Origin of the sequence: Thalassospira povalilytica (assembly GCF_002844235.1) — a bacterium.
GTDB classification, from domain to species: Bacteria; Pseudomonadota; Alphaproteobacteria; order Rhodospirillales; family Thalassospiraceae; genus Thalassospira; species Thalassospira povalilytica.
This window is the reverse complement of sequence record NZ_PGTS01000001.1, coordinates 925,652-944,942: the sequence shown is the minus strand read 5'-3', so window position 1 is coordinate 944,942 and position 19,291 is coordinate 925,652. Positions and strand designations below refer to the sequence as shown.

The 19,291-nt window shown below is 55.7% G+C and carries 13 protein-coding genes; 1 reads left to right on the top strand and 12 read right to left on the bottom strand.

Translation table 11 applies throughout. From position 1 onward, the window contains the following. Positions 1-140 precede the first annotated feature (140 nt). Positions 141-2,732, bottom strand: a complete 2,592-nt coding sequence (gene clpB / locus CU041_RS04070; RefSeq protein ID WP_068519673.1) for an ATP-dependent chaperone ClpB — start codon at positions 2,730-2,732, stop codon at positions 141-143. Positions 2,733-3,084: 352 nt separating this feature from the next. On the opposite strand from clpB, the gene CU041_RS04065 reads away from it, so the two are divergent. Beyond that, positions 3,085-3,849: an MOSC domain-containing protein gene (locus CU041_RS04065; RefSeq protein WP_101245829.1), complete on the top strand. Its 765-nt coding sequence runs from the start codon at positions 3,085-3,087 to the stop codon at positions 3,847-3,849. A 93-nt stretch (positions 3,850-3,942) separates the two neighbouring features. Here CU041_RS04065 and CU041_RS04060 read toward each other — a convergent pair whose 3' ends face one another. The 11 genes from CU041_RS04060 to CU041_RS04010 form a co-directional block, all read right to left on the bottom strand. Then, positions 3,943-5,532, bottom strand: a complete 1,590-nt coding sequence (locus tag CU041_RS04060; RefSeq protein WP_101245828.1) for a type IV secretory system conjugative DNA transfer family protein — start codon at positions 5,530-5,532, stop codon at positions 3,943-3,945. A 265-nt stretch (positions 5,533-5,797) separates the two neighbouring features. Further along, entirely contained in the window at positions 5,798-6,577 is a 780-nt protein-coding gene (locus tag CU041_RS04055; RefSeq protein WP_101245827.1) for a DUF4167 domain-containing protein, read from the bottom strand. A 292-nt stretch (positions 6,578-6,869) separates the two neighbouring features. Beyond that, the gene (prmC, locus tag CU041_RS04050) at positions 6,870-7,760 is read right to left on the bottom strand and encodes a peptide chain release factor N(5)-glutamine methyltransferase (protein WP_101245826.1); all 891 of its coding nucleotides are present in this window, start codon (positions 7,758-7,760) and stop codon (positions 6,870-6,872) included. Positions 7,761-7,762: 2 nt separating this feature from the next. Then, positions 7,763-8,845, bottom strand: a complete 1,083-nt coding sequence (prfA, locus tag CU041_RS04045; protein WP_068519668.1) for a peptide chain release factor 1 — start codon at positions 8,843-8,845, stop codon at positions 7,763-7,765. Then, entirely contained in the window at positions 8,842-10,188 is a 1,347-nt protein-coding gene (gene hemA / locus CU041_RS04040; protein ID WP_101245825.1) for a glutamyl-tRNA reductase, read from the bottom strand. The genes prfA and hemA overlap by 4 nt, the downstream gene beginning before the upstream one ends. Before the next feature lie 7 nt (positions 10,189-10,195). Next, a complete protein-coding gene (hisS, locus tag CU041_RS04035) occupies positions 10,196-11,437 on the bottom strand; it encodes a histidine--tRNA ligase (protein WP_101245824.1) in 1,242 nt (413 codons plus the stop codon). A 128-nt stretch (positions 11,438-11,565) separates the two neighbouring features. Next, positions 11,566-12,690, bottom strand: coding sequence for a flavodoxin-dependent (E)-4-hydroxy-3-methylbut-2-enyl-diphosphate synthase (gene ispG / locus CU041_RS04030; protein ID WP_068519665.1), 1,125 nt, complete (start codon positions 12,688-12,690; stop codon positions 11,566-11,568). Positions 12,691-12,869: 179 nt separating this feature from the next. Next, positions 12,870-14,045, bottom strand: coding sequence for a helix-turn-helix domain-containing protein (locus tag CU041_RS04025; protein WP_101245925.1), 1,176 nt, complete (start codon positions 14,043-14,045; stop codon positions 12,870-12,872). A 168-nt stretch (positions 14,046-14,213) separates the two neighbouring features. Next, positions 14,214-16,496, bottom strand: a complete 2,283-nt coding sequence (gene ptsP, locus CU041_RS04020) for a phosphoenolpyruvate--protein phosphotransferase (protein ID WP_068519663.1) — start codon at positions 16,494-16,496, stop codon at positions 14,214-14,216. 5 nt (positions 16,497-16,501) lie between these two features. Beyond that, a complete protein-coding gene (locus CU041_RS04015; protein WP_101245823.1) occupies positions 16,502-17,530 on the bottom strand; it encodes an NAD(P)H-dependent flavin oxidoreductase in 1,029 nt (342 codons plus the stop codon). 152 nt (positions 17,531-17,682) lie between these two features. Beyond that, positions 17,683-18,903: an aspartate kinase gene (locus CU041_RS04010; protein WP_068519662.1), complete on the bottom strand. Its 1,221-nt coding sequence runs from the start codon at positions 18,901-18,903 to the stop codon at positions 17,683-17,685. Positions 18,904-19,291: the final 388 nt, after the last annotated feature.

Sequence of the window (19,291 nt, the reverse complement as noted above, 5' to 3'; positions counted from 1 at the left end):
ATGTCCCGGTCGTTTACGTGGTTGTATATTGTCTGATCTGTCTATCTTATCGCAAACCGATAGTGCCGGGTAATCATGACCCGAAAAAGACAAAACCCCGGACATATGCCGGGGTTTTGCATTTGTAATGTCAGGCGGGGTTATTCAACCACCTCGACCTTTTTGCCATTCAGCAAAAGATCGCTTCCTTCGGTCGAGACCGGCACGGTATCGCCATCCTTGATCGCGCCTTCAAGGATCTGCATCGCCAGCGGGTTTTGCAGATAACGCTGAATAACGCGTTTAAGCGGGCGCGCACCGTAAATCGGGTCATACCCTTTTTCTGCCAGCCAGTCCTTGGCAGCATCATCAAGCTTGAGATCGATCTTGCGATCAAACAGCAGCTTCTCAAGACGGCCAAGCTGGATTTCGACGATCTTGCCCATCTGTTCGCGGGCCAGACGATGGAACAGGATGGTTTCATCCAGACGGTTCAGGAATTCCGGACGGAACGATGCCCGGACAATTTCCATGACCTGATTGCGGACTTCGCCGCTGTCATGACCCGGTTGCTGGTTGGCAAGAATTTCACCGCCCAGGTTCGAGGTCAGAATGATCAGCGTATTGCGGAAATCGACAACCCGGCCCTGCCCGTCGGTCAGACGACCTTCGTCAAGAACCTGAAGCAGGACGTTGAACACATCGGGATGTGCCTTTTCGACTTCGTCAAACAGCACAACCTGATACGGACGCCGCCGTACCGCTTCGGTCAGGGAACCGCCTTCTTCGTAACCGACATAGCCCGGGGGCGCACCGATCAGACGCGCGACCGCATGTTTTTCCATGAATTCGGACATATCAATCCGCACCATGGCCTGTTCATCATCAAACAGGAACTGTGCCAGCGCCTTGGTCAGTTCGGTTTTACCAACCCCGGTGGGGCCAAGGAACAGGAACGAACCAATCGGTCGGTTTGGATCCTGAAGCCCGGCACGAGCACGGCGCACCGCGTTCGAAATCGACCGCACGGCGTCATCCTGACCAACAACCCGCTTGCGCAACGTGTCTTCCATTTCCAGAAGTTTTTCACGTTCACCTTCAAGCATCTTGTCCACCGGAATACCGGTCCAGCGCGATACCACCGATGCGATATGTTTTTCGGTTACCGCTTCTTCCTTGATGCCGCGCGACGGATCATTTTCGGCCTTTTCAAGCAATGCCATCAGGGCCGGGATTTCTTCATATTGAAGCTGTCCGGCACGGTCGAGTTTGCCATCACGCATGGCGCGTTCAAGTTCACCGCGCGCCTGGTCAAGCTGTTCCTTGATATGGGTTGATGCCGCCAGTTCTTTTTTCTGGGCTTCCCATTTCGCGGTCAGTTCGGCCGATTTGCCTTCCAGTTCGGCCAGTTCCTTTTCCAGACGGCCAAGACGATCCTGTGACGCGCTGTCCTGTTCTTTTTTCAGGGCCTCGCGTTCGATCTTGAGCTGAATGATACGGCGATCAAGTTCGTCGATTTCCTCGGGCTTGGAATCAAGTTCCATCCGAAGACGTGATGATGCCTCATCCATCAGATCGATCGCCTTGTCAGGCAGGAAACGATCCGTGATATAGCGGTTCGAAAGCGTTGCAGCGGCCACCAGTGCGGTATCGGCAATCCGGACCCCGTGATGGAGTTCGTATTTGTCCTTGATGCCGCGCAGGATCGATACCGTGTCGGCAACCGATGGTTCGGATACAAAGACCGGCTGGAAACGCCGGGCCAGTGCCGCGTCCTTTTCGATATGCTGACGATATTCGTCCAACGTGGTCGCACCAACGCAGTGCAGCTCACCGCGCGCCAGTGCCGGCTTCAGAAGGTTGGATGCATCCATCGAACCTTCGGCCTTGCCAGCCCCGACAAGGGTGTGCAGCTCGTCAATGAACAGAATGACCTGACCGGCTTCTGATTCAATTTCGCTCAAGACCGCTTTGAGGCGTTCCTCGAACTCGCCGCGGAACTTGGCACCGGCAATCAGCGCCCCAAGATCAAGCGACAGAAGTTTCTTGTCCTTAAGCGTTTCGGGCACGTCACCCTTGACGATGCGCAATGCCAGACCTTCGGCAATCGCGGTTTTACCGACACCGGGTTCACCGATCATTACCGGGTTGTTTTTGGTCCGGCGCGACAGGACCTGAACGGCACGACGGATTTCCTCGTCACGGCCAATGACCGGATCAAGTTTGCCTTCGCGCGCTGCCTCGGTCAGGTCACGGGCATATTTCTTAAGGGCGTCATACTGATTTTCCGCGCCCGCACTGTCTGCGGTGCGGCCCTTGCGGATGTCATTGATCGCCCCATTAAGGCCCTGTGCGGTTACACCGGCATCCGCCAGAACCTTGCCCGCGGTCGATTTCGGATCAAGTGCGATGGTCAGCAACAGCCGTTCAGCCGTGACATAGCTGTCACCGGCCTTTTTGGCGACTTCCTGTGCCTGATCAATCAGACGGGCAAATTCCGACGAAAGGTAAATCTGACCATTGCCGCCGGAAACCTTTGGCAATTTTGCCAGTTCCTGCGCACAGCGTTCCTGGGCAAGTTTGGGCTTACCGCCAGCTGCCTTGATCAGATTGGCTGCCAGACCTTCTTCGTCATCCAGCAGCACTTTCAGAAGATGGATCGGTACAAATTGCTGATGGTTTTCACGCAGCGCAAGCGATTGCGCAGACTGCAGAAATCCTTTGGACCGGTCCGTAAACTTTTCGAATTCCATTCCTGCCACTCCTTGAGTCAACAGTATCCATACGATGTGGACCTTCTTTGAAGCATCCACGGCCTTGGCGTCATTGCCGAATTCTAAAATTATAGATTATTTCAACAGCGACAACATTGATATGTCTCACTCTAGCCTGTTTGCAACCATATACCCCTACAAAAGTTGCAAGAATTATTTGTGCGCCGCAACACGGAATTCTGTCATTATTCCAGAGACGCTCGGACTGCCCTGAAACATGTATGAATGTTGGGGTTGCTCTTGGCAAAACAACGAATTAACGTCACCGTTTACGGCATGTATTCCGCCCCGAACCGATACCATGCCCAAGCGCCATACAGGAAGACACACCATGACGGTCGAGCTCAAAGCCATCAAACGATACCCGGTCAAGGGAATGCGCGGCATCGATATGCCAGACGCCAAAATCACGGCGCATAAAATGCTTGCCGATGACCGCCGGTTTGTCGTCGCCACCCAGTCATCGCTGGGACAAGACGGTGTGCGGGAATGGGCGCGCAAAAGCAACTTCCTGCAACTGGTCAACACCCCCAAACTGGCCGAACTTGGCACCGAATATGATCAGGACACCGCGACCTTGACGGTTTTGCGAAATGGCCGGGCAATCTGCAAGGGCAAGCTTGACGATGCCATGGGCCGCACCGTGATCGAGGATTTCCTCAAGGCGTTTCTGAAAAACGACGTCGCTGGCACGCCGAAAATCTATTCCGCACCTGAAACCCAATTTGGCGATATGCGCGAACCCTATATTTCGCTTCTCAATCTGGCATCCATCCGCGATTTCGCCACCCGCATCGTCCAGGGCGAAGTCGATCCCATGCGGTTCCGTGGCAATTTGCTGATTGACGGACTTGATCCGTGGAAAGAACTGGAATGGGAAGAAGGCCAGATCATAAAGATCAATGGCGGATCATTCCGGGTCATTCACCCGATCACCCGGTGCAAGGCAACAAGTGTCAATCCCGACACCGCCGTTTCCGACATCAATGTGCCCCTGATGCTGCGCAAGGGCGTGAACCACCTTTATATGGGTGTCTATGTCGAGGCCCTTGACGATGTGACCATCACCCCGGGTGATGCGATCACGATCGACTGACCCGAATATTCCCGAAATTTCCATCCTGCCGGTGGTTCATCAAATACCGGCAGGATGTCGTCCATTGATGACCGCCGCCCCCGAATAGCGTTTCTAGCTTTCCGGATTGAATGTCGGGGCGTGAACAGCCATCCCGGCAAACATTTCATCATGATGCCAGTCAAGTCGCCAGGCCCGGATCGGTGGGCATCCCTTGCGAAACAGGATTTGTTCTTCCTTTGGGAACCGTGCGACTTCGGCTGATCTGAGGATCGGCTGGTTGTCCTGTGGGCGCAAATGCACCGGGCGTGTGGTATCGGCCCCGCCACCGGTATCGTCAAAGCGTGACATCGCCGTCAGCCCCGACACCCAGTCAAGGTTGAACGCCCCTTCCTGGCTAAGCACCGAAATGGCATCAACCCGCCCGACAACGTTTTCCCAGTTCAGGCACACATCCATCAGGCCACTGACACCGCTAAATCCGGGCCAGACCACCATGCCATCACCATATCCGCCGCCAAGAAGCCGTTCAAACAGCGGCATGCGCCCGACCCGTTCCACCCCGTCCAGCAGAATCAGGAATTCCGGATCCCCCGATTTCCAGCCGCGCTGATTGATCAGGTTCATCATCCCGGCCAGCATCACACGGCTGAAGGATGGTTGAACATCCGGGGTTTCCCCGGCCAGCTGCCCGATGACAAAAATCGAAACGCCGCCCGATACGATATCATCGATGGTGAAGCTGCTGCTGCTGACCAGGCGCGAGATTTGCGGATGATCGAATTCCGCCGTCGCATTACGGCAGGCCTCGATGATCTTCATGCGCTGATCTTCGGTCATATCAAGGATATTCAGTGCGACCTCGGAAATCCGCCCATCGGCGGATTCAATCCCCATCAGTTCTTCAAGGATCTTGTAGAACCGGTGAGAAGGCATGATCAGGTTGCGGCGGACTTCGCCCAAATTCCTGTTTTCCTTAAGGCTTTTCTGAATGGTATGAACGATGAAGCCCTGTAACAGGGTGCGCGCAGTTCGCACTTCCTGTTCGTCAAGTTCCTGGACAAACATCGGCGCCAACAGGGTATCGGCGATCAGCCCGGTATCGGTAATCAGCCCTTCGCCCTGCTGACGGATAAAATCAAACGGATTGAATTGATGGGTTTCAGCCCCGCTTTGTCCGTGCGGATCCAGCACAATCAGCTTCTGACCCATTTTTGCACGGCGATCATGAACCGCGCGATAGATGCTGCCGACCCGTTCATAGACGAACAGATTGCCGGTATGAAGCAACGCATTGGGTTCGGCCGACGACCGGTAATATTCGTCAGGTGACGTGGCAAAGGTGATGACACGTTTCAAACCTGACGCCCCGACCAGGCGTTTTTCATCCCCCCAGCGCCCCAGAACAAGCAGCGGATTGTTTTCAAGAAGCTTGCGTGCCGTCAGGTCTTCGCGCTTGGCCCATTGTCCTTCGGCCTTGATTTTGGCCTGCTGGGCCGGTGACAGGGTCTTCTTGGACTTCGAAGAAGCCGGTCGTGACCGGTTAATGGCAATCACAATCAGCGGCAGGAACATCGGGATGATGAAACATACCCCGCCAAGCAGGGCCAGTTCATAGTCACCATTAAACAAACCAAGGGCGATGACCATCCCGCCAAGTGCCCATAACAGCACCATGATGACCCGAAACAGACCTGTTCCCATCAACCACTCCCCGACTATGCGCGCCTTTCGGTGGTCACCACCTGTGTTCTTTGACCGGCAGTAACCTTACGGAATTATTTGTGATTTTTATAAATTGATACCAACAATAATCTCAGGTTGCACGATATATTCCGATATATTGTTTTACAGTTACACCGCGTTAAACAGCCATCCGGGACCGGAAATTCCCCCGGAAACGACAACACCCCTGCAAGTCATTGACTTACAGGGGTGTTTGTCATGTTGAGATGATGTGACCGGCAGATCAGGCCGAAACCGGTTCCGTACCTTCGTCAGAAGAAACGGCTTCTTCGTCATCACGGCCTGCCGCACGGCTGCGCCCGCGACGCGCTGTCGGATGGCGGCCACGGGTGCGGGCGGTGCCACTTGCGGCACGGCGCGGTTTCTTTTCGGTTTCGTCACCCTGCTCTGCCGTTTCGGCATCAGCCGGGGTGTCGTCGCCAGCGGCATCTGCTGCTGCGGGCTTGTCGGACGCATCGGCATCGTCGGTTTTGCGCGGGCGACCGCGACCGGCTGCACGACCGTCGGTCCGACGGGTGCGGGTTGCGCGTTTCGGCTTGTCGTCACCATCGTCGCTTGCAGCAGTTTCGGTGTTTTCACCAGCCGAACCGTCTGCATCCGCCGGGGTTGCAACACTGTCGTTGGACGCGTTTTCCACGTTTTCGGTGTTGTCGCCCTGCTGGTCGTCGCCCTGGTTTGACTGGGCGTCGTTGCGGTCGTCACGGTTGCCACGGTTGTTGCGCTGACGATTGTTTTCGCCACGTTCTTCGCGACGCTGGTTTTCCCACTCCTGTGCCGCCTGAAGAATGCGGTGGTAGTGTTCAGCGTGCTGATAGAAGTTTTCCGCAAGAACCGGATCGTCAGTGCAATCCTTGGCAAGCGAAACGTATTTTTCGTAGACCTGCTGGGCGTTGCCGCGAACACGGCCGTCCGGCCCATTGCTGTCAAAATTCTGGAATTTTGGATTTACTGGACGTTTGTTAGACTGTTGCCGTCCGCGCGGACGTTTATTGTTATTTCTCATATCAACATGACTTTGGTGTTGAAGAACAATCCGGTGGCATCAAAGGCCCCGGAACCACTCCGTCTGAAAAACATATTTCCCGCTAAACAGCACCGGTCAAAACGGCACCTACACAAACCTGCCGGGATCCATCAATGGAACGGAGATTGTTAACTGTTTACTGGGGAACACGGCGCTCTCATAAGCGCGTCGGGCACCCGGCCCGTTAAAACCAACCTATATGGCTTGATCTGTTATTCCAACTGTTTTTTTCACTGCCAATCGCTTTTTTTACATCACAGGGACGCAAAACTCAGATTACGCAACGACCAACAGAACAGCGCGTTTTCTTTGCCGCGACACAGCGCACAATACCGCCAAGGTCTTCGCGATATTCCACCCCGACAAAACCGGCTTCGACCAGCAACTGGCCAACGTCTTTTTCCTGACCGCGGCCAATCTCGAAAATCACGAAGCCACCCGGCTTTGCCAGATCAAAGGCAACCTGTGACAGCACCCGATAGGCCGCCAGTCCGTCCCCTTCATCGGTCAGGGCAATGCGCGGATCAAATTTCTGAACTTCCGGTGACAGTGTTTCCATCTCGTCCCGGGTGATATAGGGCGGGTTGGACATCACAAGATCAAACCCGTCCGCACGTTCGCGATCACCAAGGGCGCTATCCCAATCCGAGACCCGGAATTCCACCTGCCCGTCCAGATCAAGGGCGCGGGCATTTTCCCGCGCACAGGCAACCGCACCTTCGCTGATATCAAGACCGATACCGCTTGATCCGGGCAAATCACCAATGGTCGAAAGCAACAAACACCCGGTGCCGGTACCAAAATCGACAATGCGCGGCGCATCATTGTCTTCAAGGAAATCAATCGCCCATTCAACAAGGGTTTCGCTATCGGGGCGCGGTTCAAGCGTTTCGGGGGCCAGTTTGAAAGTATGACGCCAGAAATCGCGTTCCCCCAAAATCCGTCCGACCGGTTCATGCCCGCTGCGCCGCGCAATCATGTCACGAAACAGTGTTTCCTTGTCAGCCGCGACTTCGTCTTCGGGCCATGCCGAAATCCGCCCGCCATCAACACCGGCCGCACGTGCAAGCAAGATGCGCACATCCATCCGGGCATTTTCAATGCCCGCCTCATTCAGGGCTGCGACCCCTTCTGCCATCAATGTGCCGAGTGTTGCGGACATGCTTACCCTTCGATCTCGGCCAGTTTCTGTGCCTGTTCTTCGGCAATCAGGGCATCGATCATTTCATCGACGGCCGGGCCACCGGCAATGAAATCATCCAGACGATACAGGGTCAGGTTGATGCGGTGATCCGATACGCGCCCCTGCGGGAAGTTATAGGTGCGGATACGCTCGGAACGATCCCCCGATCCGACCTGTGACTTGCGATCCGCCGCGCGTGCGCTGTCCTTGCTTTCGCGTTCCTGGTCATACAGGCGCGAAAGCAGCATCTTCATCGCCTTTTCCTTGTTCTTGTGCTGCGATTTTGCTTCCTGGCTGGCGGCAACCACACCGGTCGGGATATGGGTGATGCGCACCGCACTATCGGTCGTGTTGACGTGCTGACCACCGGCCCCTTGCGAACGGTATGTATCAATACGCAGATCCTTGGGATCAATGCGGATATCGACTTCTTCGGCCTCGGGCAGCACCGCAACGGTTGCCGCAGACGTATGAATGCGACCGCCGCCTTCTGTCACCGGGACACGCTGCACACGGTGCACGCCACTTTCAAATTTCAGACGCGCAAACACGTCCGTCCCCGACACGTTGACGATGACTTCCTTGTAACCGCCAAGGTCGTTCTCGCTGGCATCCATCTGTTCGAACTTCCAGCCGCGGCCTTCGGCGTAACGCTGATACATGCGATACAGATCGGCTGCAAACAGGGCGGCTTCCTCGCCGCCGGTGCCTGCACGAATTTCAAGAATGGCGTTTTTGGTGTCTGCGCTATCCTTGGGGATCAGCATCAGCTTCATCTGGCGTTCGGCTTCGGGCAGTTTTTCAAGAATTTCGTATTTCTCGGTTTCTGCCATTTCACGCATGTCGCGATCGCCGGACGGGTCAGCCAGGATTTCTTCGGCTTCTTCAAGGTCGCTCAGAAGGCGTTTATAGGCCTCGATCGCCTCGACCACCGGGGCCAGCTCGGCATGTTCGCGCGACATTTTGGCAAAGCCTTCGCCATCAAGCTCGCCGCTTGAAAGAAGCGCGTTGAGTTCGTCAAACCGGCGCACAACACCATCAAGTTTACCAAGGTCGAGACTCACTCTTCATTCTCCTGCTTCGGATCGGTCGGGCTTTTTGCCGCGTCGACCGGTTTGTCTTCAAGTTCAAACAGGCGTGCCAACAATTTCTGGGCCTTGACCCATTCCACGGTGCCAACACCGTCTGTTGTCGTCGCCAAATCTTTCAGGGCCTGGGTCGGTGCATGCAAAAGACGATTGACCAGAAGTCTGGTTGCCTTTTCCGCATCCCCGTGGCTTTCACGCAGCGCATCTTCACGGACGGCCTCGAACCGTTTGCGCAAATCGGCAATGGCCGGAACAGCCGCCCGTTGCGCACGATCCCGAACAAAGCCATCAAGTTCGGTTTCAATCAGCGCCCAGGCTTCGTCTGCCTTTTCCTCGCGCCCGCCGCGTCCTTCGGCAGCGATCTTTTCCAGATCCTCGATCCGGTAAAAGAACACTTCGTCAATTTCATCGACCTGCGGATCGATATCGCCCGGAACGGCGGTATCAATCATCAGAACCGGTCGGAACCGGCGGCGTTTGACCGCGGCAAGCGCGCGGTCCTTGTCAATCATGTATCGCCGCGAACCACCGGCGGTCAGAACCAGATCCGCCTCGGCCAGAAGCCGGTCAAGGTCATCCATTTCCGACCAGTGACAATCAAGCCGTCTGGCCACCAGCCGCGCCCGGGCCGTCAGGCGATCGGTCACCAGAATGCGTCCGATGCCCCGTTCGGCAAGCGATGCAGCAATCAGTTCGCCCATGTCGCCTGCCCCGGCAACAAGCAAGGTACAATCCTTAAGATCACCATGCAGGTCACGGGCAACCGACTGGGCCGCTGCGGCAATCGAAACCGCGCCCTGTCCGATACCGGTCTGGCTTCGGACCTTTTTGGCGATCGCATAGGCGGTCTGATAAACCTGTTCCAGTTCGCGCCCGACCAGATCATGCTTGCGCGCGATGCGATGCGCATCCTTGACCTGACCAAAGACTTCGGGTTCGCCAATCACCAGACTGTCAAGCGATGCGGCCACCGCAAACATGTGGCGAAGCGCATCCCGGCCTGCGCGGATATAAAGTTCGGTTGCCAGCTGATCACGATCAATATCAGCCCAAAGCGACATCAGATCGATCAGACGTTCGCGACCGCGCTCGGCCTCAGACGCCAGCAAATGGATTTCGGTGCGGTTACAGGTCGAAACCACCACGGCCTGCCCCAGACGGGCCTGCTCGATCGCGGCCAGAAACTGTGGCAGGCGGGCTTCTTCGATGAACAGACGGTCGCGGGTATCCTCGCTTGAGCGCCGATGATTGGTGCCGATCACCATCAGGCGATCAAGCGGCCAGTCTCCGGCATCCTCATGCGTTGGTCCGTCTGTCACGCTGTTCTCACTTTTTGCCGATCACATCAGCAAGCTGATCGAGTGCGACTTCCTGTTGCTCGCCACTATCGAGATCGCGCAACTGGGCGACACCTTTGGCCAGTTCGTCATCACCAAGGATCACGGCCCGGCTGGCATTTGCCTTGTCCGCGCGCTTCAGGCGCTTTTTCATATTGCCTGAATAGCCAAGCTCGACAGCCACACCGGCTTCGCGCAAAGTCTGGGCCAGACTTCTGCATTTTGCCTCGGCCGCATCCCCCATCGGGATCAGGGCCACCGGTCGCGCACCGGCCGGGGCTTCGCCCACCATAAGGGCAAGACGTTCCACACCGGCCGCCCAGCCAACACCGGCGGTCTGCGGACCACCCATGGTCGAAATCAGGCCGTCATAACGGCCACCGGCCATTACAGTGCCCTGTGCGCCAAGGGTGTTGGTCGTGAACTCGAAACAGGTATGGCAATAGTAATCCAGACCACGCACCAGACGCGGGTTCAGCTCATAGCTGATGCCGATATCCCCCAGACCTTCGGTCAGGCCCTTGAAGAATTCCTTGCTGTGGTCATTCAGATATTCCGAAAACAGCGGCGCATTGGCTACCAGTTCGCGGTCGCCTTCATCCTTGGAATCAAGGATACGCAGCGGGTTCTTTTCCAGACGCGCACGGCTGTCTTCTGACAGCTTGTCAAAATGGCCCTTGAAGTAATCGACCAGAACATCGCGATAAGCCGCACGGCTTTCCGGATCGCCAAGGGTATTGAGTTCAAGCGTGATATCATCCCAGAGGCCAAGGCGTTTAAGGATATGTGCGCCATACCCGATCATTTCGATGTCGCCTGCGACCTGTTCGACGCCAAGAAGTTCGGCACCGATCTGGTGGAACTGGCGCTGGCGGCCTTTTTGCGGACGTTCATACCGGAACATCGGGCCATAATAGCTGACCTTGACCGGGGACATCTGCTGCATGCCATTGGAAATATAGGCACGCGCAATACCCGCCGTTCCTTCGGGGCGCAGCGTGATCTGTTCGCCGCCGCGATCTTCGAACGTATACATTTCCTTGGTCACGACATCGGATGTATCGCCAAGGGTTCTGGCAAAGACTTCGGTAAATTCGAAGATCGGCGTGGTCATCCGGTGGTAGCCATACAACTCGCCGATTTCGCGTGCAGTATTCGCGATATAATCCTGCAGACGGTTCTGTTCCGGCAGAAGGTCGTGCGTGCCACGGACGGGTTGAAGCGATGCCACTTTGGGTCTCCGATCTAACTTGAATTCCAGATATTTGCGCGAAAATCCGCGTTGCGCAAATTCATGCGAACATGAAAATAGCTTTCCGCCGGTGTGGCGGAAAGCCAAAATTGATCAATACAGCGTTGCTATTCCGCTGCGGTTTGTTTTGCTGCTTCTTCGGCTTCGATCTTGGCAGCCCGTTCTTCGACCAGTTCGACGATATGGTCGACCATCTTTTCGGTGCTGATATTATGATCGGGACGGCCGGAAATATACATCTTGTGATTTCCGCCACCACCACCGGTCAGGCCGATATCGGTTTCGCGGGCTTCGCCCGGGCCATTGACGATACAGCCAATAATCGACAGGGAAATCGGGGTCGAGATATGGGCAAGACGCTTTTCAAGCTCTGCCACGGTTTCAACCACGTTAAAGCCCTGACGCGCACAGGACGGACAGGAAATGATCTGAACACCACGTGTCCGAAGGCCAAGCGATTTCAGAATATCAAACCCGACATGGATTTCCTCGACCGGGTCAGCCGACAGCGACACACGAAGCGTATCACCAATACCGGCCCACAGAAGGTTGCCCATACCGATCGACGATTTTACCGTACCACCGCGCAGACCACCGGCCTCGGTAATGCCAAGATGCAGCGGATAATCGCATGCTTCGGCCAAACCGTAATAGGCAGCAACCGCAAGGAACACGTCCGATGCCTTTACCGAAATCTTGAATTCGCGGAAATCCTGATCTTCAAGGATTTTGGCGTGGTTAAGCGCACTTTCGACCATCGCCTCAGGGCACGGTTCGCCGTACCGTTCCAGAAGCTCCTTTTCGAGCGACCCGGCATTCACGCCAATGCGCATCGAACAACCATGATCCTTGGCTGCCTTGACGACTTCGCGCACGCGGTCGGTCGATCCGATATTGCCCGGATTGATGCGCAGACACGCAGCGCCGGCTTCGGCCGCCTCGATCGCGCGTTTGTAATGGAAATGAATGTCGGCAACGATCGGGACATGCACCTGTTTGATGATGTCTTTCAGGGCTGCGGTTGATTCCTGATCGGGGCAGGAAACACGCACAATATCCGCACCCGCTTCTTCCAGACGATGGATTTGCGCAACTGTCGCGTTCACATCGGTGGTCAGGGTATTGGTCATCGACTGCACCGAGATCGGCGCATCTCCACCAACTTCCACATTACCAACACGGATTTTGCGGCTTTGGCGGCGTTCAATATCGCGATATGGGCGGACGCTCATTTCGTGTTCCAGAATGTTCAAGATGTCTTGGGGGTGTATATAGCTTATCAGGCACAGATTAGAAACCGTTGCCTGACAGATTTTCAGCCAGATTTTGCATATCTGACACGAAAAAGGCGACCCATCGGGTCGCCTTCGTCATCAGATCACAGTTCCGTGCCAGTTCGATGGCAGAAAAGTTACTGTGCAGTCGGCTGATCAGCCTGTGTCAGATCATCGACATCAAGCGAAAAGTCCGAAATCACCGCACCGTAATCGCCGACCGGCTTGGCGTCCGCACCGTCGATGCTATAGGTCAGCGCACCGGCATTGCCGACTTCAAGTTTAAGGCCATCACGATTCGGCACCTTATAGGTATCGCCTGCCGTCAGCATACGGGTCAGAAGCACATTGCCATCTGACTCGCGGATGCGGACCCAGCTGGTCTCAACCGCCGAAATCGTGACACGGCTGTCAACATTGACCGCCCCGAACACACGGGCACCGCCCGCCTCTTCGACTTCCGGTGCCGCAGGAACCGACGCAACTTCCGCTGCGGGTGCCGCCGGTGCCGATGTCGATGCCGAAGCAGCAGGTTGCTGTTCAGCCGGCGCAGGTGCCGTTTCCGGCGTGGCTGCGGGTTCTTCGGCCACAACCGGTGCCGGTGCATCAGATGCGCCGGTTGCCTCGGTTGCTTCTGCAACTTCGGCGGCCGGTGCCGATTGCGGTTCCGCGACCGGTTCTTCTGTCGCGGTTGCAGTTTCCTGTGACGGCACGACCGGGGTGACTGGCGCATCAGATGCGTCATTCGCCGCCGTTTCCGGGGTTACCGGTGCTGTTGCAGGAACATCGGCCTCGGCGGCTTGTGCCTCGGCTGCGTTTTCAAGATTACGCGGTTCAGCCGGCTCGACCGGCTTTGCCGAATAGCTTGCCAGGCGTTCGGGCAACGGATCAACCAGATCAGCAATGGTTTTGCCCTGGCTCGACAGATAGTACCATCCGCCATAAGCACCAAGACCCAGCATCACGGCAATCAGCAGCACCGCCCCACCGGGCACACGGCTTTCCTGAACCGGTTTCGGGAATGACAATTCGCTGCGAACCGCAGGCGCATTGCTTTCCTCGCGGAAACGACGGGTCATTTCTGCCCCGTCCAATCCAAGATGTTCGGCATATGCCTTTACAAAGCCAAGACCATAGGGACCATTCGGCAAGATCGAATAGTCGCTGTTTTCAATGGCTTCGATATAGATTTTGCGAATACGGAGCATACGGCAAACGTCTTCGACTGATTGCCCCAATCCGGTACGGGTCGCCTTAAGCAGGCTTCCGACATCGGCACTTCCACCGCCGAACTGATTATTCTCTGCGTCCATCACAACATCATTCGATGGCTGGTCCCCGGATAAAGGCCTGAAACGCAGGCGTTCACGGGACTCATCACCCAAATGATCTTCCTTTCGCTTTTTGATCGCCAACTCCGCACCCCCACGTTACGATCTAGCAATAAAAATAGCAGATACCCCCACCAAAAGCGATGTTTTTTAAAGTTTTACACCATGATCTATTGCGAAAGCCTTAAGACGCGAACGCAGAGATCTGGTGGAACTGTCCATTATCGTCAGGACATATCTTTCAACTTCAGCCTTGCACATGCTTCTGACCATTTCCTTCACAGGACCGACAGATGCAGGCGCCATTGACAATCGTTTGATTCCCAAACCGATGAGAGCCATCGCTTCGAGCGGCCGCCCCGCCATTTCACCACAAATGGTCAGGCGGACATTCCGCTGGTCACACAATGTCACCAATTGCCGCATAAATGCAAATACACTCGGTGACAGGGTATCATACCGTCCTTCGATCCGCGGGTTACCGCGATCGGCAGCAAACATGAACTGCAACAGATCGTTGGTCCCAACCGACAGGAAATCCACCCGGTCAAGCAATGTCGGGGCCTGCCAGATCAGGGCGGGCACTTCGAGCATTGCGCCAACTTCGACCTTGCGCGGTACAAATCCGCGTTCGGCTTCACGTTTAAGCTGCTGATCCAGAAGCTGCTTGGCCTGATCAAACTCGGCCACTTCTGCGATCATCGGGAACATGACATACAGATCCCGGTCATGACCGGCCCGGATCAGGGCGCGCAACTGATGCACAAGCACTGCCGGGCGATCCAGGGTGATGCGGATCGACCGCCACCCCATTGCCGGGTTTTCTTCTGTCATGTCCTCCCAATAGGGTAACAACTTGTCACCCCCGACATCAAGGGTCCGAAACACAACAGGACGTCCGTCCGCCTGTTCGAAAATCCGGTCGTAAAGACGCGTCTGGTCGGTGATATCGGGCATGGCCGATCGCACCATGAATGGAATTTCCGTCCGGTACAGGCCAATACCATCCGCACCGCTTTCCACCACATGGGGAACATCGATCAAAAGACCGGCATTCACATTAAGCGAAATGTCCGCACCATCGGTGGTGCGTGCGGGCATGTCGCGCATCTGGGCATAAAGCGCCTTGCGTTCCGCCCGGGCCTTAAGGGCGCCATCAATTACGGCGCGCACATCTTCGGTCGGGCGGACAAACAGCTGGGTATTGTCAGCATCAACAATCAGCGGATCACCGGCCTCGACCTTGTCGAGAACCCCTTTGACTCCGCCCAGAACCGGAATATCAAGCGCACGGGCAACGATCGCCACGTGCGAGGTATGCGACCCTTCTTCAAGCGCCAGACCGCGCAACCGGGTATGATCATAATCAAGAAGTTCGGCCGGACCTATATTGCGCGCAACCAGAATGATGTCATCAGGCAGATCGCCAAATGCCGGGGACTGATATTGCCCGGAAAGATGCTGCAACAACCGGTTGGCCAGATCTTCGAGATCATGAAGACGTTCGCGCAAATACGGGTCGGAGACCTGCGCCATGCGCGCACGCGTATCGTCATGAACTTTTTGCACCGCGGCTTCTGCGGTAAGGCCGGTATGAACCGCCTCGGTGATGCGGTTAAGCCATCCGGTATCCTGGGCAATCATCCGATAGGCTTCAAGAATGTCGCCCGGATCGTCGGCCTCGTTCAGGCCATCAATACCCGATACTGCTTCGAGCATCTTGTCGAGATGGTTCTGAAGCCCGTGCATGGCTTCGCGCAGACGCGTCAGTTCTTCTTCCGGGTCTTCGGACACCATGCGATCAATGACGATGCGCGGCTCATGAAGAACGGCAAGCCCCTTGCCGATCCCGGGTGCCAGACGCGCCCCGCCCAGACGCAACGGCAATAATGCAATCCCATCAGCCGGAAGCAGCTCTTCACGGCTGACCAGTTCGCCACCGGCGACCATTTCGGCCAGCACCATGGCTACGTTTTCAAGCGCTTCCTGTTCGTCTTCGGAATAAAGGCGTTCGGTACGGTTCTGAACGGCCAGAACCCCGATAATGCGACCACCGCGCAAAATCGGCACACCGATCATGGAATGATAGATTTCCTCGCCGGTTTCCGGGCGATAGGCAAAGTTCGGGTGCTTTTGCGCATCCTTGAGATTAAGCGGACGGGCATGGGCGGCAACAAAACCGACAATGCCCTCGCCAACGCGCAGGCGGGTCATGTGGACCGCCTCTTTGGACAGACCACATGTCGCGAACAGTTCAAGCACTTCGCCCGCGCGCATGACATAGACCGAGCACACCTCTGCCACCATATCCGCAGCAATGATGGTTACGATCTGTCCCAGACGCTCTTCCGCAGTCCCCGGCCCAGCCATAACGTCACGGACGCGCTTTAAAAGGCGTCGCGGACCAGAGACTGCGGCGGAGGGAATGCTCATTTGGCTTAGTCGTCTCTCTTAATCAGGGAATGAACGGCCTGTTCGACCAACTCTTGCAGAATTTCGGTAACCGGTTGTTCTTTCTTTACCATACCAACCGACTGCCCTGCCATAACCGATCCACTTTCGACGTCACCATCGATCACGGCGCGGCGCAATGCCCCGGCCCAGAAATGTTCGATTTCAAGCTGGGCGGCACCCTGATCGAGTTCGCCTGAACGGAATTTCTCAATGACTTTGCGCTGGGTTTCGCGGAATTCCTCGGTTCCCTTGTTGGCAAGGGCACGGACCGGAATAACCGGGAAACGGTCATCAAGCTGCACGGTGGTGACAGCATCACGCGCGCTTGCGCGAATGAAGGCCTTCTTGAAATCGGGATGGGCAATGCATTCTTCGGCACACACCAGACGAGTCCCGATCTGCACACCCGCCGCACCCTGTTCAAGCAGACCGGTAATTGCTTCGCCGCGTCCGATACCACCGGCACAGAAAACCGGAATGTCGGAAATGTTTGGCAGAATTTCCTGAACCAGAACGGTCAGCGATACCGGGCCGATATGGCCACCGGCTTCACTGCCTTCGATCACCAGCGCATCGGCACCCGAACGGATCAGCTTCTTGGCCAGAACCAGCGCCGGGGCAAAGCAGACAACCTTGGCGAATTCCTTGGCCTGCTTGATCGAGTTTGACGACGGCAAACCGCCAGCCAGAACCACATGACCGACATTATGTTCACGGCAAACTTCGATCAGATCATCAAGCTGCGGATGCATGGTGATCAGATTGACGCCGAACGGCTTTTTGGTCATTTCCTTGGTCGCCGCAATTTCGGCCGACAGCAAGTCCGGGGTCATGGAGCCACAGGCAATTACACCAAAACCGCCCGCATTTGAGACCGCCGAAACCAGATGACGTTCAGACACCCACGACATTGCGCCAGCCAAGATGGCATAATCGGTTCCAAGGAATTCCTTGCCCGCTGCCCACAGTTTTTCAAGGCGCGCGTGTGCTGCGTCGAATTTCGGATCACTCATATTTTCTGTACCCCAAAGCAGAAATGCAGGAGACCGATTGATCCCCTGCCATTTCATCACAAATGGCCGAAACACATCGTTGCGACCAGTATGTAGTATTACACGTAATTTAACAGTGGCTTAATCGCGCAAAAGCGATCGGACTGTCGAAATTATTCGTCATCAAGACCATAAGCAGTGTGCAGGGCACGAACTGCAAGTTCGGTATATTCCTCGGCGATCAGAACACTGACCTTGATTTCCGAGGTGGAGATGACCTGAATGTTGATGCCCTTTTCAGCAAGGGTTTCAAACATTTTGCGCGCGACACCGACATGCGAACGCATGCCGACACCAATGATCGACACCTTGGTAACATCCGAAGTGCTCAGAAGTTCCTGATAGGCGATCTTGTCCTTGTTTTTTTCGATGACCTGAAGCGCACGCTGGAATTCACCCCGCGGAACGGTAAAGGTCATGTCCGTGCTTTTGCCGTCTTCAGAGACGTTCTGCACGATCATATCGACATTGATATTCGCATCAGCCAGCGGGCTGAAAATAGAAGCGGCAATACCCGGCTTATCAGCGACTTTAACCAAGGTGATCTTGGCTTCGTCACGGCTATAGGCAATTCCGCTGACGACTTCCTGTTCCACGATTTCGTCCTCGTCTACAACAAGTGTTCCTTCTGCTTCGCTAAAGGTCGAGCGGACCTGTACCCGGACGCGATGGTTCATGGCCATCTCGACAGAACGGGTTTGCAGGACCTTCGCACCCAGCGAAGCCAGTTCCAGCATTTCTTCGTAGGTAATCTTTTCGATCTTCTTGGCCTTGGGCACGATGCGCGGATCGGTGGTGTAAACCCCTTCGACATCGGTATAGATGTCGCAACGATCCGCATTCAGTGCCGCCGCAAGCGCCACAGCAGACGTATCCGACCCGCCACGTCCGAGCGTGGTGATCCGGTTGTCCGGTGCGATCCCCTGGAACCCGGCCACACAAACGACTTCGCCGCCATTCATGCGCTTGTCAAGTTCGGTGGTGTCGATTTCCTTGATACGGGCCTTGGCATGTGCGCCGTCGGTCTTGATCGGAATTTGCCATCCAAGCCAGGAACGCGCAGGCACATCCATGCTTTGCAGCGCCATGGCCAGAAGCCCGACGGTAACCTGCTCACCCGACGATACGATGACATCATATTCGCGTGCATCATACATCGGCGAGACTTCCTGCGCCCAACCGACCAGTTCATTAGTCTTGCCAGACATGGCAGAGACGACCACAGCAACCTGATTGCCAGCGTCCACCTCGGCCTTGACCCGACGTGCTACGTTTTTGATTTTATCAACATCAGCGACCGAAGTGCCGCCAAATTTCATGACAATACGGGCCATGAAGTATCCCCGCTATGCTCTCCGTCCATCGGCGATCCGAACGAGACGGTATGTGATCCGGTTCCCTGGCAGGGATGCAATGCCATCGTATCGGCGCGTCCCCTGTTTCGGGCGGCGTTATCAATACTTCCATAATCATCGCGAAACAAGCATCAACGCAGCCGATAAATTGCGTCAGAGCAATTTTTATAAGCCAAATATGTCCCGAATGGCTCCGCGCAGGCAAATTCAGTGAAATATCGTGCGAAACTTACCCAAAAACCCTGACGATCCATACCGGCAATGCAGATCACCTCAGACATGGTTTTGATGCCCGATCGGCGACGATGGGCGCGCGCATTTGTCAGCTGAGTATTGCCTTGCCGATCAGGCCCGCGTAAACAGGGCA

Coding starts and splice junctions, on each gene's coding strand:
- clpB (WP_068519673.1), bottom strand. CDS start 2,732: ATGGAATTCGAAAAGTTTACGGACCGGTCCAAAGGATTTCTGCAGTCT.
- CU041_RS04065 (WP_101245829.1), top strand. CDS start 3,085: ATGACGGTCGAGCTCAAAGCCATCAAACGATACCCGGTCAAGGGAATG.
- CU041_RS04060 (WP_101245828.1), bottom strand. CDS start 5,532: ATGGGAACAGGTCTGTTTCGGGTCATCATGGTGCTGTTATGGGCACTT.
- CU041_RS04055 (WP_101245827.1), bottom strand. CDS start 6,577: ATGAGAAATAACAATAAACGTCCGCGCGGACGGCAACAGTCTAACAAA.
- prmC (WP_101245826.1), bottom strand. CDS start 7,760: ATGTCCGCAACACTCGGCACATTGATGGCAGAAGGGGTCGCAGCCCTG.
- ispG (WP_068519665.1), bottom strand. CDS start 12,690: ATGAGCGTCCGCCCATATCGCGATATTGAACGCCGCCAAAGCCGCAAA.
- CU041_RS04025 (WP_101245925.1), bottom strand. CDS start 14,045: ATGGACGCAGAGAATAATCAGTTCGGCGGTGGAAGTGCCGATGTCGGA.
- ptsP (WP_068519663.1), bottom strand. CDS start 16,496: ATGAGCATTCCCTCCGCCGCAGTCTCTGGTCCGCGACGCCTTTTAAAG.
- CU041_RS04015 (WP_101245823.1), bottom strand. CDS start 17,530: ATGAGTGATCCGAAATTCGACGCAGCACACGCGCGCCTTGAAAAACTG.
- CU041_RS04010 (WP_068519662.1), bottom strand. CDS start 18,903: ATGGCCCGTATTGTCATGAAATTTGGCGGCACTTCGGTCGCTGATGTT.